This window comes from Allobosea sp. GW823-FHT01F03 (genome assembly GCF_058798075.1).
The window spans coordinates 4,231,735-4,251,869 of the sequence record NZ_CM179505.1 but is presented as its reverse complement, the minus strand read 5'-3'; the positions used below and the strand labels follow the sequence as shown (position 1 = coordinate 4,251,869).

Below are 20,135 nucleotides of genomic sequence, written 5' to 3'. Positions count from 1 at the left end.
GGGCCGAGCCTGCGCCTCGCAAGCTGTGGTCACCGCTTCAAGATCACGAAATCGAGGTTGAGCGTTTTCGACAAGCTGATAGCTTGCCGCCGCTAGCGCAGCATGTCCGTGAGGAGGGGCAGATTGAGTGAATTGACGTCGGTTCTGAAAAGCATCGCGACCGGAGCGGCCCTCGGCCTCGCCCTTCTCGCGGGAACCCCGGCCCAGGCGCAGGACAAGGAACTGCGCATCTTCAACTGGTCCGACTACGTCAATCCGGAGGTGCTCGACGCCTTCAAGAAAGAGACCGGAATCACGGTCGTCTACGACACGTTCGACCAGATGGAGACGGTCGAGACCAAGCTGCTCGCCGGCAAGACCGGCTATGATCTCGTCGTCGTCACCGCATCCTTCCTGCCGCGGCATATCCCGCTCGGCCTCTACACGCCGGTCGACGCCGCCAAGGTGCCGAACCTCAAAAATGCCTGGCCGGAAATCCAGCAGCGGCTCGCAAAATACGATCCCGGCAACAAATACGCCGTGAACTACATGTGGGGTACGACCGGGATCGGCTACAACGTCGCCAAGATCAAGGAACGGCTCGGCCCCGATGCGGTGATCGATTCCTGGAGCATCCTGTTCGACGCCGAGAAGCTGAAGAAGCTCTCCAATTGCGGCGTCCACGTGCTCGACGCGGTCGAGGAGATGTTTCCGGCGGCGCTGCGCTATCTCGGGCTCGATCCCGACTCCAAGAAGGAAGCCGACCTCAACAAGGCCGGTGAATTGCTGCGCAAGATGCGCCCGCATATCCAGAAATTCCACTCGTCGGAATACATCAACGCGCTCGCCAATGGCGATATCTGCCTGGCCGTCGGCTATTCCGGCGACATCCTGCAGGCGAAGAAGCGCGCCGAGGAAGCCAAGAACAAGGTCGAGATCGCCTATTCGATCCCGAAGGAAGGCGCGCTGATGTGGTTCGACTCCTTCGTGATCCCGAAGGACGCCGCCAATCAGGACGCGGCGCTGAAGTTCATCGACTTCGTCAACCGCCCGGAAATGGCGGCGAAGAACTCGGACTTCATCCAGTATGCCAATGGCAACATCGCCTCGAAGCCGATGCTCTCGGCCGAGGTGCGTGACAATCCCGGCATCTATCCCAGCGATGCCGTGATGGCCCGCCTCTATACGATCACCCCCTACGACCAGAAGACGCAACGGGTGGTCAATCGCCTCTGGACCCGCGTCAAGAGCGGGCGGTGAACGCGTCCTCCGACGCAGCGACGCGGCGCTCCTCCCCAGGCAGCGTCCGTCGCGACTTCCAGCCCTGGAACGACCCGGCGGCGAAGCCACTGGTCGAGTTCCGCAATGTCACCAAGCGCTTCGGCAAGGTGACGGCGGTCGATGCGCTCTCGCTTTCGATCCATGCGCGCGAGTTCTTCGCGCTGCTCGGGCCGTCCGGCTGCGGCAAGACCACGCTGATGCGCATGCTCGCCGGCTTCGAGCAGCCCGACGAGGGCGAGATTCTGCTCGACGGCGTCGATATCACCACCGTGCCGCCCCATCAGCGGCCGGTGAACATGATGTTCCAGTCCTATGCGCTGTTCCCGCATCTCTCCGTCGGCGACAACATCGCCTATGGATTGAAGCGCGAGGGGCTGCCCAAGGCGCAGGTCCGTGAGCGGGTCGACGCGATGCTGAAGCGCGTCAGGCTGAACGGTTTCGAGGGCAGGCGGCCGGACCAGCTCTCCGGCGGCCAGCGCCAGCGCGTCGCGCTCGCCCGTGCGCTGGTCAAGCAGCCCAAGCTGCTGCTGCTCGACGAGCCGCTGGGCGCGCTCGACAAGAAGCTGCGCGAAGCGACCCAATACGAGCTGATGGACCTCCAGACCGATCTCGGCCTGACCTTCATGGTGGTCACCCACGACCAGGACGAGGCCATGACCATGGCCGACCGCATGGCGGTGATGGACCAGGGCCGTCTGCTCCAGATCGCGCCGCCCGATTTGATCTACGAGGCGCCGGCCAATCGCTTCGTCGCCGAGTTCGTCGGTGATATCAACCTGATCGAGGGCAGGGTGACAGCGGTCGAGGGCGATCTCGTCACGCTGGAAAACCAGCATGTTGGCGTGATCGAGCTCGACGAGGATGCCCCCTCCTGCCAGCCGGGCGATGCGCTCGCCATCGGCCTGCGGCCCGAGAAGATCGGGCTCAGCCATGACGAGCCGCAGCAGGCGGTGAACAAGGTTGCCGGCGAGATCTGGGATATCGGCTATCTCGGCGACATGACCATGATCCAGGTGATGGTCGGCGGCGACGAGGGAAAATTGCTCAAGGTCTCGCTGACCAACCGCACGCGGCGCATCGAGCGCCCCTTCGCCTGGGAAGACCGGGTCTGGCTGTCCTGGGATATCGAAGCCGGCTTGGTGCTGGCATCGTGAGCGGCGCGGTTCCCCGAGCCGCCGGCGGGCGCGGGCTGCTCGTCGCCGCGATACCCTATCTCTGGCTGCTCGCCTTCTTCCTGGCGCCCTTCCTCATCGTGCTGCGGATCGCGCTCTCGGACGCGGCGACCGACCAGCCGCCCTATGCGCCGCATTTTCTCGGCTTCGACGCGCTTGGCGAGTTCTTCGCCGGGCTCGATTTCGAGAATTTCCGCCTGCTTGGCGAGGATGCGCTCTATTGGCAGAGCTATCTCTCCTCGCTGCGCATCGCCGGCCTGACCACGCTGATCGCGCTCGCGCTCGGCTATCCCCTGGCCTATGCGATGGCGATGGCGCCGAAGCGCTGGCAGAGCATCCTGCTCCTGCTCGTCATCCTGCCGTTCTGGACCTCCTTCCTGATCCGCGTCTACGCCTGGATCGGCATCCTGCGGCCGGAGGGGCTGCTCGACATGGCGCTGGGCTGGCTCGGGCTGGCGAGCGAACCGCTGCGCCTGCTCAACACCTACACCGCCGTGCTGATCGGCATGGTCTATTCCTACCTGCCCTTCATGGTGCTGCCGCTCTACACCACCTTGCAGAAGCTCGACGGCACGTTGGTCGAGGCCGCCGCCGATCTTGGCGCGACGCCGCTCACCACTTTCCGCACCGTGACCTTGCCGCTGTCCTTGCCGGGCATCCTCGCCGGTTCGGCCTTGGTCTTCATCCCGGCGATCGGCGAGTTCGTCATCCCCGATCTGCTCGGCGGGCCCGATACGCTGATGGTCGGCAAGGTGCTCTGGAGCGAGTTCTTCTCCAATCGCGACTGGCCGCTGGCCTCGGCGGTGGCGATCGTGCTGCTGATCGTGCTGGTGCTGCCGCTCGTGCTGCTACAGCGGGCGGGGAGGGGGGCGCGATGAGGCGGTTTGGCAGCTTCCATCTCGCCGCGCTCGTCCTCGGCTTCGCCTTCCTCTATCTGCCGATCGTCGCGCTGATCGCCTATTCCTTCAACGCCTCGCGGCTGGTCACGGTCTGGGGCGGCTTCTCGACGCATTGGTATGTCGCGCTGTTCAACAACCAGCCGCTGCTCGATGCCGCCTGGCTGACGATCCGCGTCGCGCTGGTCTCGGCGACGCTGGCGGCCGGCCTCGGCACGCTCGCCGCGCTGGCGCTCGTCCGCTATCGCAGCTTCGCCGGTCGCACCCTATTCTCCGGCATGGTGCTGGCGCCGCTGGTCATGCCGGAGGTGATCACCGGCCTGTCGCTGCTGTTGCTCTTCGTCGCCGGCGATGTCGAGCGCGGTTACTGGACCGTGGTCATCGCCCACGCGACCTTCAGCCTCGGCTTCGCCTGCATCGTGGTGCAGGCGCGGCTCGCCGGCTTCGACCGCTCGCTGGAGGAGGCGGCGCGCGATCTCGGCGCGACGCCGCTGACGACCTTCTTCACGGTAACGCTGCCCTTGATCTGGCCGGCCGTGCTCGCCGCCTGGATGCTCGCCTTCACGCTCTCGCTCGACGATCTCGTGATCGCGAGCTTCACCAGCGGGCCGGGTGCGACGACCTTGCCGATGCGGCTCTATTCGGCGATCCGCCTCGGCGTCTCGCCGGAGATCAACGCCGCCTGCACGATCCTGATCGGAGCGGTGGCGGTCACGGTGATCGCCGCCTCGCTGCTGCTCAAGCGCGAGGCGCTGGCCGGCGAGAAGGGTTGAACGGCAGGTGAATGCCGGCCTCAAGGCCGGTTCAGGGCAGGGCTGCGAAGGTCCGGGGCATGGACGGGGAGTGACCCCGGCCACAGCACAGGACAGGAACCATGTTCCGCAAGCTCGCTACCGCCGGCCTCGCTGCCCTCGCCCTCGGTTCCGGAGGGCTTGCCATGCTGAGCCTTGTAGGCAGCGGCGAAGCTCAGGCCTATGACCGCTATGAGCGTCAATATGAACGCCGCGCCTATGGCTGGCGCCCGTCGCCACCGGTTTTCCACGGCTATTGGGGCCAGCGTCGCTGGCAGCGCTGGAACGAAGAGCGGCGCGACGACGTCTACGGCTATGGCCGCCGCTACGGCGACCGCGACTGGCGCTAGCGTTCCTTCGCTTTCGCGGCCCCGCCGCGTCATCCTGGACCAGCCGCGAGAGCGGCGCAGCTCCGGGATCCATCGTAGGGCGCCAGCGGTCTTCGATGGATCCGGGGACGAGCTTCGCTCGCCAGGATGACGGTAAGTGGCTGAGGGGAGCTGGCGGGTTTCTCGGCTCCCCGGCTGCTTACTCCGCGGCTGATTTCTTGATGTATCCGAGTTTCTGGTTGAGTTCCTCGAGGAGCTTTTCGGCGGCGTCGGCGATCACGGTTCCCGGCGGGAAGATCGCGCTGGCGCCGGCCTTGAGCAGGGTCTCGAAGTCCTGTGGCGGGATCACGCCGCCGACGACGATCATGATGTCGGGGCGCCCGGCTTTGGCGAGCGCCGCCTTGAGCTCCGGCACCAGGGTCAGGTGGCCGGCGGCGAGCGAGGAGACGCCGATGATGTGGACGTCGTTCTCGACGCCCTGGCGCGCCGCCTCCTCGGGGGTGGCGAAGAGCGGGCCGATATCGACGTCGAAGCCGAGATCGGCGAAGGCCGAGGCGATCACCTTCTGGCCGCGATCATGCCCGTCCTGGCCCATCTTGGCGACGAGGATGCGCGGGCGGCGCCCATCCGCCTCCGCGAAGGCCTCGGTCATCGCCTGCACCCGTGCGACCGCAGGGTTCATCGTGCCGACCTCCCGCTTGTAGACCCCCGAGATCGCCTTGATCTCGGCCCGGTGGCGCCCGAAGACCTTTTCCAGTGCCATGGAGATCTCGCCGACCGTCGCCTTGGCCCGCGCCGCCTTGACGGCGAGGTCGAGCAGATTGGCCTCGCCGGCGGCACCCTGCGTCAGCGCCGCCAGCGCCGCCTGGACCTCGCCCTCGTTGCGCTCGGCCTTCAGCCGGGCGAGCTTGTCGAGCTGCCGGGCCCGGACCGCGGCATTGTCGACCTTGAGCACCTCGATCGCCGCCTCGTCCTGCGGCTTGAAGCAGTTGACCCCGATGATCGCCTGCTGGCCGCCATCGATGCGCGCCTGGGTCTTGGCGGCGGCCTCCTCGATCCGCAGCTTCGGGATGCCGGCCTCGATCGCCTTGGCCATGCCGCCGAGCGCCTCGACCTCCTGGATATGCGCCCAGGCTTTTGCCGCGAGCTCGGCGGTCAGACGCTCGACATAATAGGAGCCGCCCCAGGGGTCGATGATCCGGGTGGTGCCGCTCTCCTGCTGCAGCAGGATCTGGGTGTTGCGCGCGATGCGGGCCGAGAAATCGGTCGGCAGGGCGAGCGCCTCGTCGAGCGCATTGGTGTGCAGCGACTGGGTATGGCCCTGCGTCGCCGCCATCGCCTCGATCATCGTGCGCGGCACATTGTTGAACACGTCCTGCGCCGTCAGCGACCAGCCGGAGGTCTGGCAATGGGTGCGCAGCGGCAGCGACTTCTCGTTCTGCGCACCAAAGTCCTTGACGAGCTTGGCCCAGATCAGCCTTGCCGCCCTGAGCTTGGCGACCTCCATGAAGAAGTTCATGCCGATCGCCCAGAAGAACGACAGGCGCGGCGCGAAGACGTCGACGGAGAGCCCCGCGCGCTGACCGGCGCGGATATACTCGACGCCGTCGGCGAGGGTGTAGCCGAGCTCGAGGTCCTGCGTCGCCCCCGCCTCCTGCATATGGTAGCCGGAGATCGAGATCGAGTTGAACTTCGGCATATGGGCCGAGGTATAGGCGAAGATGTCGCCGATGATCCGCATCGAGGGGCCGGGCGGATAGATATAGGTGTTGCGGACCATGAACTCCTTGAGGATGTCGTTCTGGATGGTCCCCGAGAGTTTGGCCGCCGGCACGCCCTGTTCTTCGGCCGCGACGATGTAGAGCGCCAGCACGGGGAGCACCGCGCCGTTCATCGTCATCGAGACGCTCATCTGGTCGAGGGGAATCCCCGAGAACAGCGTGCGCATATCGTAGATCGAATCGATCGCGACCCCGGCCATGCCGACATCGCCGCCGACCCGCGGATGGTCGCTGTCATAGCCGCGATGGGTCGCGAGATCGAAGGCGACCGAGAGCCCCTTCTGCCCGGCGGCGAGGTTCCTCCGGTAGAAGGCGTTCGAATCCTCCGCCGTCGAGAAGCCGGCATATTGCCGGATCGTCCAGGGCTGGTTGACATACATGGTCGGGTAGGGCCCGCGCAGATAGGGCGCGATCCCCGGCAGGCTGTCGACGAAGGCGAGCCCGGCGCGGTCTTCAGCCGCATAGACCGGCTTCACCGCAATCCCCTCAGGCGTCGCCCAAACCTCGCCGGAGACCGGCACAGCGCCCGCCGCGCCGGCGATCTCCGAAAAGCCAAGCCTCGTAAAATCCGGGATCAAGCTCATCGGTCTCTCCCGTCGGTCCTGTCCCACCAATGGTGGAAATGATGCACCGGCCCGTGGCCATGGCCAACCCTGACCTCGTCGGAGGCGGCGATTGCAGACGAGATGTAGCGTTTCGCCAGGGAAACGGCCTCGTCGAGCGCGATGCCATGGGCGAGACCGGACGCGATCGCCGAGGACAGGGTGCAGCCGGTGCCATGGGTGTTCAAGGTCTCGATGCGTGGTGCGACGAAGCGCTGGCGCTGCCCACCCTGCGATACCAGCACGTCGACGCTGTCCGCGCCGGAAGCATGGCCGCCCTTGACCAGCACATTGGCGGCGCCGAGGGCGGCGATCGCGCTCCCCTGTTCGGCGGCGGCTTCCTCGGTCTGCGCCATGGCAGTACCGAGCAGGGCGGCTGCCTCCGGCAGATTCGGGGTGACGAGGGTGGCAAGCGGCAGCAGGCGGCGCTTCAGCGCCTCGATCGCATCCTCCTGCAGCAGGCGCCCGCCCGAGGCCGCGATCATCACCGGGTCGAGCACGATGTTGCGGGCGCCATGGCGCTCAAGCCCGTCGGCCACGGTCTCGATCAGCTCCGCGGTCGCGAGCATGCCGATCTTGACTGCCGCGACGTCGAGATCCTCGAACACCGCATCGATCTGGGCCGCGACGAAATCGGCCGGTACCGGATGGATCGCCCGCACGGCCTGCGTGTTCTGAGCGGTCAGCGCGACGATGACGCTGGCGCCATAGACCTGATGCGCTGCAAAGCTCTTGAGGTCGGCCTGGATTCCAGCCCCGCCGCTCGAATCCGAGCCGGCGATGGTGAGTGCGATCGGCATGGTCATTCCTTGTCCACCTGTCCGGAGGATGTGGTGATCGCGAGCGCATCCTGCAGGACCGCGACAGCGTCAGTGCCGGCGAAGACGAAATTCTCGACGCCGGCTTCGCGCAGCCGGCCCTCCAGCCCGCCGGGGCGTCCCGCCAGCCAGATGGTCGCTCCGGCCTCCGCGAGCGCCTGGGCGGCCTGGGTCGCTTCGGCCGCATAGCCTTCATCCGAGCCGCACAGGCAGGCGAGCTTCGCGCCCGAGGCCTTGAAGGCGGCGACCAGCGCCGCAAGATCGGTCTCGCCGTCATTGGCGAAGCCATCGCCGGAAGGGGCGGCGAGGCCGCCTGCCTCGAACAGGTTGCGGGCGAAGCCGGCACGGGCGGTGAAGGCGGCGATGTTGCCCAGCGTCGCCAGGAACACGCTCGGCCTTGCACCTGCGGCTGCGACGATGTCGGACTGCGCCCGCAAGGCCTCATAGGGCTCGGCGAGGCGCAGGCTCGGCAGCGCCTCGACCCTGATCGCCGCATCGCCGTCCGGCGCGGCCTGACGGGGGCCAGGCGGCGGTGCCAGCACCGCGACCACGGCCTCGGCGAGGTTCGGGAACTCGCTCGTCCCGGTGATCGGCTCGCGCCGGGTCGCGATCGCCTTGGCCCGGCTCGCCCGCTCGCGCGCCAGCCCCTGCTGGACATGGCCGTTGGCGAGCGCTCCGACGATGCCCGAGATTCCGTCGCCGCTCTCGGCCTCGAGATCCTGGAGCTTGCGCCAGCCCTGCTCGCAGAGCGCCTGCGTCAGCGCCTCGAAGCCGCCGGCGCCGGCGGCCGGATCGGCGACGCGCCAGAGATTGGCTTCCTCGAGCAGGATCAGCTGGGTGTTGCGGGCGATGCGCCGGGCGAAGGCATCGGGCAGGCCGAGTGCCGCGGTGAAGGGCTGGATGCCGATCGAGTCGGCGCCGCCGACCCCGGCCGAGAAGGTCGCGACCGTGCCGCGCAGCAGGTTGACGTGCGGATCGCGCCCGGTCAGCGAGCGCCAGGCCGTCTCGGCATGGATGAAGACCGGCCGGGCCTCCAGGCCGCAGGCCTGCTGGACGCGATCCCAGAGCAGGCGCGCCGCACGCAGCTTGGCGACGGTCAGGAATTCGTCGGTATCGGCGACGAGCGTGAAGGAGATCGCATCACGCGCTTCGGCCAGCGGCATGCCCTGCGCCTCGAGCAGGCGCAGATAGGTCACGGCCGTGGCGAGCACGGCGCCGAGCTCCTGCGCCTCGGTGGCACCGGCCTCGTGCCAGGGACGCCCGTCGGCGGCCAGGAAGGGGCCGCGGAAGCCGCGTGCTTTCAGTGCCCCGATCGTCTCGGCGAGGTTCTGCCCGAGTTCCGGCAGCGATACCGAAAGCGTACCGGAGCTGGCGAGTGCGCCGATCGGGTCCATGCCGAAATCGATCTCGACCGCATCGCCGGCAAGGCCGCGGCTCTCGACGAGATCGGCCAGGAGCAGGGCATTGCGGCGGCCGCCCGGAGCCGGATCGAGCCGCAGGCGGACGAGGTCGAACATCACGCCGGAGAGGGCGGCGCCGAGCTCCGCGACGGTCTTCGCCGCAAGCCCGAAACCGCGCGCTGCGGCGGCCCCTTTAAAAGCGAGGCTGAGACAGTCTGCGCCGCCTTCGAGCTCCGCCAGGGCCAGCCGGTTGGCCTCGGCCGGGTCCGGGTGATCGACCCGCGCCGCGACGTGCCAGCGCCCCTGCTGCTGGCGGAGCGGCCGGATCGCGCTACCGGCCGCCGCCGGATAGAGCGGCTCGATGCGGATGCCGTCGGCGGTCCGTCCGACCAGCTTCTTCTCGAAATCGGCGCCCTTCAGCACCTTGTCGACGGCGCTGCGCCATTGCTCGCCGGCAGGTGTCGCGAAGGCCCCCATATAGGGCAGGTCGGCAAGCGAGGTCGAGGTCATCGGCGCGAACTCCTGACGGCCGTTGGTGCGGCCGTGAAGCTCTCATCGCCAAGCGGCGCCGCGAAGGCAAGTACCGGGCGCCGGTATAGATGACGCCCATGATGGGGCACGCGACAGCAAAACGCCGCCCGAACGGGGCGGCGTTTCATTGGAGTTATTGGCTTTCGGCCGCTCAGACGAACTGCCCGAGCCCCGGGATCGCGCCGACGATCGCGCCCATCGTGTCCTCGCCCGCCTGTTCGCGGCCGACCGCGAACATCTCCTTCGATACGCTCTGGATCTGGCCCATGGAGAGGCCCGCGCCCATCAGCTGGCCGCCGAGCGCCATGACGCCGCCGCCACCGCCCATCAGGCCGCCGATCGCGCCCATCAACCCGCCCTTGGCGCCGCCTTCAGCCTCGGCGAGGTCCTGGGAACCCGGCAGGGCCGCGAAGAGCTGGCCGATCTCGGCCGCAGGACCCTCCTTCTGCAGGAAGGCGAGGATGATGCCGATGGCCTTCTTCGCCAGGGACTCATCCAGACCGGAAGCGGCCATGATGCGGGAGATCAGTTCTTCCATCGTGCGATCCTCTCGTGCCGAGCCAGTTGGTGCTCTCTAGATAGTTTATGCATAAACCATTTCGAACGGAAGCGATCTTCATGCTTCCGCCCCACTTCTCGTTTCGCTACATCGGTTGCACGACCTTAAGGCAACGGAGCAGGCGCGACCATGGCGGATGACGGCACGATCCTGATCGGCAAGAGCGTGAAGCCGGAGGTGCTGCTGCTCAAGCTCGCCAACCGGCATGGTTTGATCACAGGCGCGACCGGCACCGGAAAGACCGTGACATTGCAGGTCCTGGCCGAGGGCTTCGCCGCGCAAGGCGTGCCGGTCTTCGCGGCCGACATCAAGGGCGACCTTTCCGGCGTCGCGGCCGTGGGCGATTCCAAGCCGCCCTTCGTCAAGCGCGCCGAGGAGCTCGGGCTGAAATACCAGCCGGATCAGTTCACCACCGTGTTCTGGGACGTCTTCGGCGAGCAGGGCCACCCGGTGCGCGCCACCATTTCCGAGATGGGGCCGCTGCTGCTGTCGCGGCTGCTCGACCTCAACGACACGCAAGAAGGCGTGCTCAACATCGCCTTCCGCATCGCCGACGAGCAGAAACTGCTGCTGCTCGACCTCAAGGACCTGCGCGCCGTCCTGACCTTCATCGCCGAGAACGCCTCGGAGCTGACGACGAAATACGGCAATGTCTCGGCCCAGTCGGTCGGCACGATCCAGCGGGCGCTACTGGTGCTGGAGAACCAGAAGGGCGAGAAATTCTTCGGCGAGCCGGGTCTCGACATCAACGACCTGATGAAGACCGACCGCGACGGGCGCGGCGTCATCAACATGCTCGCCGCCGACAAGCTGATGGCCAATCCCCGACTCTACGCCACCTTCCTGCTCTGGCTGCTCTCCGAGCTGTTCGAGCAACTGCCGGAGGTCGGCGATCTCGACAAGCCCAAGCTCGTCTTCTTCTTCGACGAGGCGCATCTCTTGTTCAACGGCGCACCCAAGGTGCTGCTAACCGCGGTCGAGCAGGTCGTGCGGCTGATCCGCTCCAAGGGCGTCGGCGTCTATTTCGTCACCCAGAACCCGCTCGATATCCCTGATACGGTGCTCGCCCAGCTCGGCAACCGCGTCCAGCACGCGCTGCGCGCCTTCACACCGCGCGACCAGAAGGCGGTCCGCGCCGCGGCCGAGACCTTCCGCCAGAATCCGAAGTTCAAGACCGAGGAGGCGATCACCCAGCTCGCCGTCGGCGAGGCCCTGATCTCGACGCTAGAGGGCAGGGGCACGCCGACCATGGTCGAGCGCACGCTGATCGCGCCCCCCATGGCGCAGGTCGGGCCGATCACCCCGCAGCAGCGCGCCCAGTGCATGCGGGACTCCGGCTTCGCCGGCAAATACGACACGATGGTCGACCGGGAGTCGGCCTATGAGGAGCTGATGAAGCGCAAGGGGATGAACGCCGACGGTTCGGCCGTCGAGGCCTCTGCGGATAGCGGCGGCGGCATCCTCGACACGATCGGCGGCTGGCTCGGCGGTTCGACCGAGCGCCCGAAGACCGGCCCCGGCAGCCGGGGCGGGCGCCTGCCGCCGAGCATGGCGGAAAAGGTGATCACCTCAGCAGCGCGCTCTGCCGCGACCACGATCGGCCGCCAGGTCGGCCAGGCCATCCTGCGCGGCGTGCTCGGCTCGATGATGGGCGGGAAGCGCTGACACGGGTATCGGTTGCACTGCCCCGCCTTCCGGGCGGGGCAGGGTTTCCCGTCATGTCCTGGCGGCACTGGCATCCGGCGCTCGGCTCGTCATGATGGCGCCAATCGGAATCAGCCTCAGTGAGCGCCATGTCCAAGCTGCCCGCCATTCTCTCCCGTCTCGACGCCGACCTCGACGCCTCGCTGGCGCGGCTCTCCTCCTGGCTCGAAATTCCCTCTGTCGGGACTGATCCCGCCTTCGATACGCAGACGCGCCAGGCGGCCGAATGGCTCCGCCGCGATCTGGAGGGCCTCGGCTTCAAGGCAGAGCTGCGCGAGACCGACGGTCACCCGGTTGTGCTCGCCCACCGCCCGAAGCCCGGCGCGCCGCACGCGCTGTTCTACGGCCATTACGATGTCCAGCCGGTCGATCCGCTCGAGCTCTGGGACAGCGACCCGTTCAAGCCCGCCGTCAAGGAGATCGAGCCCGGGCGCAAGGTGATCCTCGCCCGCGGCGCCTGCGACGACAAAGGTCAGGTGATGACCTTCATCGAGGCGATCCGCGCAACGCTTGCCGAGACCGGCGACTTGCCGGTCGGCCTCACCATCCTGGTCGAAGGCGAGGAGGAATCCGGCTCGGTCAACCTGCCGGGCTTCATCAAGGCCAATGCCGCCGAGCTGAAGGCCGATTTCGCGCTGGTCTGCGACACCGGCATGTGGGACCGCGACACGCCGCTGATTACCTCGACCCTGCGCGGCATGGTCTATCAGGAGGTGCGCCTGACCGCGGCCGATCGCGACCTGCATTCCGGCCTGTTCGGGGGCGCGGCCGCGAACCCGATCCATGTGCTGACCAGGATCGTCGCCGAGATCCATGACGAGACCGGCCGGATCACCATTCCCGGCTTCTATGACGGCGTGCACGAGCCGACCAATGCGCAGAAGGCCGAATGGGCCGATCTCAACCTGACCGAGAAGGAGTTCCTAGGCCAGATCGGGCTGAAGCGCTCGATCGGCGAGAAGGGCCGCATGCTGATCGAGCAGATCCAGTCGCGCCCGACCTGCGACGTCAACGGCATCTGGGGCGGCTATACCGGCGAGGGCTCGAAGACCGTCATCCCGGCCAAGGCCTCGGCCAAGGTCTCCTTCCGCCTCGTCGGCGACCAGGACCCGGCCAAGATCGAGGCGGCCTTCCACCAGTTCGTACGCGAGCGCCTGCCGGAGGATGTGACGGCCGAGTTCATCAGCCATTCCGGCTCGCCGGCGCTGGCGGTGCCTGTCGATTCTCCCGTCCTGCAGAAGGCGCGCAAGGCTCTTGCCGAGGAATGGGGCGGCCGCGTCGTCTCGATCGGCAGCGGCGGCTCGATCCCGGTCGGCGGCGATTTCAAGCGCACGCTCGGGCTCGACACGCTCTTCGTCGGCTTCGGCCTCGACGATGACCGCGTGCATTCGCCCAACGAGAAATACGACCTCTCCTCCTTCCACAAGGGCCAGCGTTCCTGGGCCCGCATCCTGCAGGCGCTCGCCTCATGAAATCAGTCTGCGTCTTCTGCGGATCGAGCCCCGGCAACGATCCCGTCCATGCCGAGGGCGCGCGCGCCATGGGCACCGAGATTGCCCGGCGCGGCTTGACCCTCGTCTATGGCGGCGGTGCGGTCGGGCTGATGGGCATTGTCGCCGATGCGGCGCTCGCTGCCGGCGGCGAGGTCCATGGCGTGATCCCGCGGGCCCTGCGCGAGAAGGAGGTCGGCCATAACGGGTTGACCCGGCTCGAGGTGGTCGAGACCATGCATATCCGCAAGGCCCGCATGGCCGAGCTTTCGGACGGTTTCGTCGCCATGTCCGGCGGCATCGGCACCTTCGAGGAGATCTTCGAGATCTGGACCTGGGGCCAGCTCGGCATCCACGGCAAGCCGCTCGGCTTCTTCAACATCGCCGGCTTCTACGATCCGCTCGCCGCCTTCCTCGACAACACGGCGAGCGCCGGCTTCCTGCGCCAGGCCCATCGCGACATGGCGATGACCGAGAGCGAGCCGGCGGCCCTGCTCGACAAGATGGCGGCCTACAAGCCGCTGGCCCAGATCAAATGGGTTGAGAAGGAGGAGACCTGAGCCGCAGTCTCGGTTGAGGTCGTTATAGGAATTTAGTCCTTGACATCGTGACGCTGATCGGGTAGAGATCGGGGACGCTCACGAATTGTGCCTGAGACGAACGAAGCCGCCGCGCTGAAAGCCGGCGGCTTTTGCATGTCCGGCCCGAGCCGAGGTTTCCGATGACCGACGATAGTGATGACTCCGCCCCGGCGCCGCCGGCGGCGAGGCGCAAGCCTGCGCCGCGCGGCCGCAAGGCCGTGATCGGCAAACTCTGGAAGGCCGCGCAGACGCAGCTCGAAGCGCATGAGGCGCATCTCGCCGAATTGCCGGCCGGAACGGCCGCGAGCGAGGCCGATGCCAAGACGCTGGCGACGCTCGCTCGCACCGTGCGCGAGCTGGTCGCGCTGGATAGCGCCGCTGCGGGGGAGGGAGGGAAACCCGAGGATGAACCCAGCCCCGCCGAAGGATTGCGCCGGGTCGAAGAGCTTCGAAAAGAGCTGGCACGACGTATGGAACGGCTTATCGCCGATCACGCAGGTGAAGCTGTTTCTCAAGCTGCTGCCGGATCTGCCGCCGGAACTGGTTAGGCTCGTCGAGCAGGAATGGACCTTCTACGGACGTGCCGACCAGAAATCGCGCCGTCTGCCGCCCTGGTGGACCTGGCTCGTGCTCGGTGGCCGCGGAGCCGGCAAGACCCGGACCGGGGCGGAGTGGGTCAAGGGGATGGCGCTGGGGCTGGCTCCGTTCGCCGGCGAACCCGTCGGCCGCATCGCCCTGGTCGGCGAGACGCAAGGACAGGTCCGTGACGTGATGATCGAGGGCGTCTCCGGACTGCTCGCGATCCATCATCGCTGGGAGAAGCCGATCTGGTCGCCGTCGCGGCGCCGGCTCGAATGGGGCAATGGCGCGATCGCGCAGATCTTCACGGCCGAGGACCCGGAAGGCCTGCGCGGGCCGCAATTTGGCGCCGCATGGTCCGACGAGTTGGCGAAATGGCCGAACCTGCAGGAGACCTGGGACATGCTGCAGCTCGGCTTGCGCCTCGGCGACCGGCCACGGCAGGTGGTGACGACGACGCCGCGCCCCCTGCCTTTGATCCGGCGCCTGCTCGATGATCCGCGCGTCGCCGTCAGCCGTGCGGCGACCAGCGCCAATCGCTTCAACCTGGCGCGGAGCTTCCTCGACAGCGTCACGGAAACTTACGGCGGCACGCGCCTAGGCCGGCAGGAGCTCGAAGGCGAGATCGTCGAGGAAAGTGCCGATGCGCTCTGGAGCCGGGCGCTGATCGAGGAGGTTCGCGAGCAGACGCGGCCGCCTTTGGCGCGGATCGTCGTCGCGGTCGACCCGCCGGCCTCTTCGTCGAAGCGGGCCGATAGCTGCGGGCTGGTTGCTGCCGGGATCGACCGCGACGGCATCGGCCATGTGCTGGCGGACGCGACGCTTTCCGGCGCCAGGCCGCATGAATGGGCGCAGGCCGCGGTGGCGCTCTATCGTCGGCTTGAGGCCGATGCGCTGGTCGTCGAGGTCAACCAGGGCGGCGAGATGGCGACAAGCGTTATCCGCGAGGTCGATCCTTGCGTGCCGGTGACGCCGGTCAGGGCTTCGCGCGGAAAATTCCTGCGGGCCGAGCCGGTTGCGGCGCTCTATGCGCAACGGCGCGTGCGGCATGCCGGCGCCTTTCCGGCGCTCGAGGACGAGATGTGCGATTTCGGCCCGGCCGGGCTGAGCTCCGGCCGCTCGCCCGACCGGCTCGACGCGCTGGTCTGGGCGCTGACGCATCTGATGCTCGGTCCGAAGGGCCGGCCGCGGGTGAGGGGATTGTGATCAACCTTCGAGGTCGTCCCGGACAAGCCGCGAAGCGGCGCCGATCCGGGATCCATGCCTGAGCCTCGTTCGGAAAGGCTCAGGAATGGATCCCGGGTCTCCCTGCGGTCGCCCGGGATGACTCGGGTGATGAGATGCTCGGCTCAAGGCCGAGCATGACGTGCGCTTAAACAGCGAGAAACCCATGCTCAATTTCCTTCGCAGCCTGCGCGGCCTCGCCGCGCCGGAACAGAAGCGCTCGCGCATCGGGCCGCTGATCGCCCTGCACGAGGCCGGGCGCCCGGTCTGGACGCCGCGCGATTATGGCGCGCTCTCGCGGGAGGGCTATCAGCGCAATCCGGTGGTGCATCGCTGCGTCCGCCTGATCGCCGAGGCGGCGGCGCAGACGCAGCTGATCGCCAAGGTCGGCGGGCGCGAGCAGGCCGAGCATCCGGCGCTGGCTCTGATCGAGCGGCCCAATCCGCGCCAGGGCGGCATCGCCTTTCGCGAGACGCTCTATGGCCACCTCGTCGTCGCCGGCAATGCCTATGTCGAGGCCGTCAGCATCGGCCGCGAGCCGCGTGAGCTTCATGCGCTCAGGCCCGACCGGATGCGGGTCGTCCCCGGTCGCGACGGCTGGGCCGAGGCTTATGACTACAGCGTCGGGGCTCGGACCATCCGCTTCCGTCAGGATGAAGGCTCGCTGCCGCCGATCCTGCATCTCACGCAGTTCCACCCGGTCGACGACCATTACGGTCTCTCGCCGATCGAGGCGGCCGCCTGCTCGCTCGATGTCCACAATGCCGCCGGCTCCTGGCACAAGGCGCTGCTCGACAATGCGGCGCGGCCCTCGGGCGCGCTGGTCTATGACGGGCCGGAAGGCGGCACGCTGACCGAGGCGCAGTTCGAGCGGCTGAAGCAGGAGCTGGAGGAGGGCTTCCAGGGCGCGCGCAATGCCGGCCGCCCGCTGCTGCTCGAAGGCGGGCTCGACTGGAAGCCGTTGTCCTTGTCGCCGGCCGAGCTCGACTTCGTCGCCGCCAAGGGCGTCGCGGCGCGCGAGATCGCACTCGCCTTCGGCGTGCCGCCCTTGCTGCTCGGCCTGCCCGGCGACAACACCCATGCCAATTTCGCCGAGGCCAACCGTGCCTTCTGGCGCCAGACCCTGATCCCGCTGGTCAGGCGCACGGCGCAGTCGTTGGCGCAGTGGCTCGGCCCGGCCTTCGGCGACGATCTTTCGCTCGAACCCGATCTCGATGCGGTCGAGGCGCTCGCCGAGGAGCGGGAATCGCTCTGGCGCAGGGTTTCGGCCGCGGAGTTCCTCAGCACCGACGAGAAGCGCGAGGCGGTCGGCTATGGCCGCCGGGAGGAGGCGTCATGAACCTGATCGAACAGGCGGCCGGCGGCATCGTCGCGCGCGGCGATCTCGGCCATCTCGCTCTGCTGCTCTGGGCCTTCGGCGCTTCGGCGCTCGCTTTGCTCGTCCTGCGCGAACTCGTCGCGGCCAACCGGCGCTTCGACGATTTCGTCCGCGAGTTCGCCCGCTTCAACGCCCGCTACGAGGGAGACCAGACATGAGCAAGACCGGCGCGAAATCGCCGTCCCGGGCAGCGCCTGCCATCAGCCGGCCGACGGCGGGAACGCGTGGGCCGCGCAGCGACGGCCCGCCACGCGAGGTCTTCGGACGCTTCTTCGAGACGCTGGGCCGCCTCGACCAGGCCGACCGCCCTGCCAGGGAGGGCGCGCGATGAGGCTGGCTCTGGGGAACAACCCGTTTGCCAGGGAGGCCAAGTTCCTGCCGCAGCCGCCGACCCGGATCGAGCCGGATGGCGCCTTCGAGGGCTATGCCAGCCTGTTCCGCGTCGCCGATCTCGGCAAGGACGTGGTCGAGCCCGGCGCCTTCCGCGAAAGCCTGGCACGCCGCGGGCCGGGCGGCGTCAAGCTGCTCTGGCAGCATGACCCGACCGAGCCGATCGGCCGCTGGATCGAGCTGCGCGAGGATACGCGCGGGCTCCGCGTGCGCGGCCGGCTCTCGCTCGCCGTCGCCCGGGCCCGTGAGCTGCACGCATTGATGCGTGACGGCGCGATAGACGGGCTCTCGATCGGCTTCCGTTCCGAGCGGGCCCGGAACGATCCGCGCACCGGCCTGCGCCGGCTGGAGAAGGTCGATCTCTGGGAGATCTCGCTCGTCACCTTCCCGATGCAGCCGCAGGCCCGCGTCGCGGTGGTCAAGACGGCGCGCCCGCTTTCGCCCGCCTTCCTGCCCTGAATCTGAAACCGTCCGCTCACTTCCGAGGACAAGCCATGCGAGGAGAACCCATGACCCTGTCGAACCAGGCTCCCGAGACCAAGGCGACCGGCGAGATCGCGCTCGCCTATGACGATCTGCGCTACACGTTGGAGGCCTATCGGGCCGCCAATGACGAGCGCCTGGCCGAACTCGAAACCCGCATGGGCGGCGATGTCGTGACCAGCGAGAAACTGCAGCGCCTCGACGGCGCGCTCGACGAGACGCGCCGCCGTCTCGATCGGCTCGCGCTCGACGCCCGCCGTCCGGCGCTGGGTGCGGGGGAGGAGCGCGACCCGGCCGTGGCCGAGCACAAGGCCGCCTTCGCCTCCTATGTCCGCCATGGCGAGGCGGCTGGGCTGAAACAGCTCGAGGGCAAGGCGCTCTCCGCCGGTTCGGGCCCCGATGGCGGCTATCTCGCGCCCTCGACCGTCGAGAGCGAGATCCTGCGCCGCCTCTCCGCGGTCTCGCCGATCCGCGCGCTGGCGACGGTGCGCACCATCTCCTCGGGCACCTACAAGAAGGCGTTCTCGACCAGCGGTCCGGCTTCGGGCTGGGTGGCGGAGAGCGTCGCCCGGCCGCAGACCGGCACGCCCGCTCTGGCCGAGCTCTCTTTCCCGGCGATGGAGCTCTATGCCATGCCGGCGGCGACCCAGACGCTGCTCGACGACGCCATCGTCGATATCGACCAGTGGATCGCCGAGGAGGTCGAGAGCGCCTTCGCCGAGCAGGAGGGCGCGGCCTTCGTGAATGGTGACGGCGTCGACAAGCCCAGGGGCTTTCTCGCCTATCCGAGCGTCGCCGACGCCAGCTGGAGCTGGGGCAATATCGGTACGCTGAAGACCGGCGTCGCCGGTGCCTTCGCCGCCGCGAACCCGGCCGACATCCTGGTCGACCTCGTCTATGCGCTGAAGGCCGGTTACCGCCAGAACGCCAGCTTCGTGATGAATCGCAAGACGCAGGCCGCGGTGCGCAAGTTCAAGGACACCACCGGTCAGTATCTCTGGCAGCCACCGGCCGCGGCGGGCGCGCAGGCGACGCTGCTGGGCTTTCCGGTGGTCGAGGCGGAGGACATGCCGAACATCGCGACGGATGCGATCGCGATCGCCTTCGGCGATTTCCGGCGCGGCTATCTCGTGGTCGACCGGGCGGGGGTGCGCATCCTGCGCGATCCCTATTCCGCCAAGCCGCACGTGCTGTTCTACACGACCAAGCGCGTCGGCGGCGGCATCCAGGACTTCGCCGCGATCAAGGGGCTGAAGTTCTCCGCCTGAGGGCCGCGGCCGGCGCTCGTCGGCTCAGCGGCTGAACCACCAGCTATAGCTGGCGCTCGGGTTCGCATCGTCGCGCACCTGCCTGGTATCATCGCCATAATTGAGCAGGCGAGCGCTGGCTTCGCTGATCCAGGCACGGTGCTCGCTGATCGGGGTGATCGCCGTGAAGCCGCCACAAATCAGCCGGACGCGCGAACTCAACGGACCGCTCGACCAGGAGACGATTCCGACGAGATCGCGCGAACCCGGCGGCCCGCGCAGCACCGGGCCGCCGGAATCGCCGCGGCAGGCGCCGGCGCCCGGCACTTCGCCGCGGTTTTCGGTGTCGACGGCCACCTTGACGGTGTTCGCGGTGGTGTAGTTGCCGGCGTTGACCAGCGTCGCCTCGCGCAGCACCCGGGCGGTGCGCTTGTTTTTCTCCGAGGCCAGGCCGAAACCGGCCATGGTCACCGTTTCGCCCTGCCAGAGCCCGCCGCCCAGCGTCAAAGGCTCGAGATCGGCAGGCAGCGGGCTGGCGACGCGGATCAGCGCGAGGTCGGCGCCGGGCTGGGTGCGCGGCGTCGTGCCGGGCACGAAGGTCGGGTGCGGCAGCACGGCCGCGACGGCATGGGTGCGGCTGCGGAAGCGCCGGTCGAGGCTGATGACGCGCACCGAGCCGCCCGTCATCAGGCAATGCGCCGCCGTCAGGATCAACTCGGTCGAGATCACGGCGCCGGAGCAGAGTTCGCCGCGGCTGGTCTCGATCCGCAAGGTCGAGGCGCGCACGCCATCGGCGGAGCGCGACTTGACGCCGCCGACGACCGCGCTCGCCGGCGTGGCCTGCAGCGCGGCTGCGAACAGGATGACGGCCGCCTTGAACGGACGGCGGGAGCGAGATGCGATCGGTTTCATTGCGACCA

Annotated in this window: 20 protein-coding genes; 15 read left to right on the top strand and 5 right to left on the bottom strand. The window is 68.0% G+C overall.

Annotation, left to right across the window (positions count from 1 at the left end):
* Window positions 1–102: 102 nt before the first annotated feature.
* The 5 genes from AC3RCC_RS20430 (at window position 103) to AC3RCC_RS20410 (ending at window position 4,469) form a co-directional block, all read left to right on the top strand.
* Window positions 103–1,239: a polyamine ABC transporter substrate-binding protein gene (locus AC3RCC_RS20430; protein ID WP_452119087.1), complete on the top strand. Its 1,137-nt coding sequence runs from the start codon at window positions 103–105 to the stop codon at window positions 1,237–1,239.
* Window positions 1,236–2,414, top strand: coding sequence for an ABC transporter ATP-binding protein (locus AC3RCC_RS20425; protein ID WP_291649537.1), 1,179 nt, complete (start codon window positions 1,236–1,238; stop codon window positions 2,412–2,414). The genes AC3RCC_RS20430 and AC3RCC_RS20425 overlap by 4 nt, the downstream gene beginning before the upstream one ends.
* Entirely contained in the window at window positions 2,411–3,310 is a 900-nt protein-coding gene (locus AC3RCC_RS20420; protein ID WP_492256414.1) for an ABC transporter permease, read from the top strand. The genes AC3RCC_RS20425 and AC3RCC_RS20420 overlap by 4 nt, the downstream gene beginning before the upstream one ends.
* Window positions 3,307–4,101: an ABC transporter permease gene (locus AC3RCC_RS20415; protein WP_291641936.1), complete on the top strand. Its 795-nt coding sequence runs from the start codon at window positions 3,307–3,309 to the stop codon at window positions 4,099–4,101. The genes AC3RCC_RS20420 and AC3RCC_RS20415 overlap by 4 nt, the downstream gene beginning before the upstream one ends.
* 101 nt (window positions 4,102–4,202) lie before the next feature.
* The gene (locus AC3RCC_RS20410) at window positions 4,203–4,469 is read left to right on the top strand and encodes a hypothetical protein (RefSeq protein WP_492256413.1); all 267 of its coding nucleotides are present in this window, start codon (window positions 4,203–4,205) and stop codon (window positions 4,467–4,469) included.
* A gap of 178 nt (window positions 4,470–4,647) precedes the next feature.
* Here the strand turns inward: AC3RCC_RS20410 and scpA are convergent, their stop codons facing one another.
* The 4 genes from scpA to AC3RCC_RS20390 all read right to left on the bottom strand — a co-directional run bounded on the left by scpA (window position 4,648) and on the right by AC3RCC_RS20390 (window position 10,118).
* A complete protein-coding gene (gene scpA / locus AC3RCC_RS20405; protein ID WP_492256412.1) occupies window positions 4,648–6,813 on the bottom strand; it encodes a methylmalonyl-CoA mutase in 2,166 nt (721 codons plus the stop codon).
* Window positions 6,810–7,637, bottom strand: coding sequence for a bifunctional hydroxymethylpyrimidine kinase/phosphomethylpyrimidine kinase (gene thiD, locus AC3RCC_RS20400; RefSeq protein ID WP_492256411.1), 828 nt, complete (start codon window positions 7,635–7,637; stop codon window positions 6,810–6,812). The genes scpA and thiD overlap by 4 nt, the downstream gene beginning before the upstream one ends.
* Complete coding sequence (locus tag AC3RCC_RS20395) at window positions 7,634–9,559, bottom strand: methylmalonyl-CoA mutase family protein (protein WP_492256410.1); 1,926 nt, start codon at window positions 9,557–9,559, stop codon at window positions 7,634–7,636. The genes thiD and AC3RCC_RS20395 overlap by 4 nt, the downstream gene beginning before the upstream one ends.
* Before the next feature lie 172 nt (window positions 9,560–9,731).
* Window positions 9,732–10,118: a DUF2267 domain-containing protein gene (locus AC3RCC_RS20390; RefSeq protein WP_291642830.1), complete on the bottom strand. Its 387-nt coding sequence runs from the start codon at window positions 10,116–10,118 to the stop codon at window positions 9,732–9,734.
* A 150-nt stretch (window positions 10,119–10,268) separates the two neighbouring features.
* On the opposite strand from AC3RCC_RS20390, the gene AC3RCC_RS20385 reads away from it, so the two are divergent.
* From AC3RCC_RS20385 to AC3RCC_RS20340, 10 genes are all read left to right on the top strand, one after another.
* The gene (locus tag AC3RCC_RS20385; RefSeq protein WP_492256409.1) at window positions 10,269–11,804 is read left to right on the top strand and encodes a helicase HerA-like domain-containing protein; all 1,536 of its coding nucleotides are present in this window, start codon (window positions 10,269–10,271) and stop codon (window positions 11,802–11,804) included.
* A 128-nt stretch (window positions 11,805–11,932) separates the two neighbouring features.
* Complete coding sequence (locus tag AC3RCC_RS20380; protein WP_492256408.1) at window positions 11,933–13,315, top strand: M20/M25/M40 family metallo-hydrolase; 1,383 nt, start codon at window positions 11,933–11,935, stop codon at window positions 13,313–13,315.
* Complete coding sequence (locus AC3RCC_RS20375) at window positions 13,312–13,893, top strand: LOG family protein (RefSeq protein WP_492256407.1); 582 nt, start codon at window positions 13,312–13,314, stop codon at window positions 13,891–13,893. Before AC3RCC_RS20380 ends, AC3RCC_RS20375 begins: the two co-directional genes overlap by 4 nt.
* Before the next feature lie 161 nt (window positions 13,894–14,054).
* The gene (locus AC3RCC_RS20370; protein WP_492256406.1) at window positions 14,055–14,462 is read left to right on the top strand and encodes a hypothetical protein; all 408 of its coding nucleotides are present in this window, start codon (window positions 14,055–14,057) and stop codon (window positions 14,460–14,462) included.
* Entirely contained in the window at window positions 14,413–15,699 is a 1,287-nt protein-coding gene (locus AC3RCC_RS20365) for a DNA-packaging protein (RefSeq protein ID WP_492256405.1), read from the top strand. The genes AC3RCC_RS20370 and AC3RCC_RS20365 overlap by 50 nt, the downstream gene beginning before the upstream one ends.
* Before the next feature lie 184 nt (window positions 15,700–15,883).
* Complete coding sequence (locus AC3RCC_RS20360; protein WP_492256404.1) at window positions 15,884–17,056, top strand: phage portal protein; 1,173 nt, start codon at window positions 15,884–15,886, stop codon at window positions 17,054–17,056.
* The gene (locus AC3RCC_RS20355; protein ID WP_291634851.1) at window positions 17,053–17,253 is read left to right on the top strand and encodes a hypothetical protein; all 201 of its coding nucleotides are present in this window, start codon (window positions 17,053–17,055) and stop codon (window positions 17,251–17,253) included. The genes AC3RCC_RS20360 and AC3RCC_RS20355 overlap by 4 nt, the downstream gene beginning before the upstream one ends.
* On the top strand, window positions 17,250–17,426 hold the full coding sequence (locus AC3RCC_RS20350; protein ID WP_291634853.1) for a hypothetical protein: 177 nt from the start codon (window positions 17,250–17,252) through the stop codon (window positions 17,424–17,426). The genes AC3RCC_RS20355 and AC3RCC_RS20350 overlap by 4 nt, the downstream gene beginning before the upstream one ends.
* The gene (locus tag AC3RCC_RS20345; protein WP_492256403.1) at window positions 17,423–17,944 is read left to right on the top strand and encodes an HK97 family phage prohead protease; all 522 of its coding nucleotides are present in this window, start codon (window positions 17,423–17,425) and stop codon (window positions 17,942–17,944) included. The genes AC3RCC_RS20350 and AC3RCC_RS20345 overlap by 4 nt, the downstream gene beginning before the upstream one ends.
* A 50-nt stretch (window positions 17,945–17,994) precedes the next feature.
* Entirely contained in the window at window positions 17,995–19,236 is a 1,242-nt protein-coding gene (locus AC3RCC_RS20340) for a phage major capsid protein (RefSeq protein ID WP_492256402.1), read from the top strand.
* A gap of 24 nt (window positions 19,237–19,260) precedes the next feature.
* On the opposite strand, the gene AC3RCC_RS20335 is transcribed toward AC3RCC_RS20340, so the two are convergent.
* Window positions 19,261–20,127 (bottom strand): S1 family peptidase, encoded by an 867-nt coding sequence (locus AC3RCC_RS20335; protein WP_291634858.1) that lies wholly within the window; start codon window positions 20,125–20,127, stop codon window positions 19,261–19,263.
* Window positions 20,128–20,135: the final 8 nt, after the last annotated feature.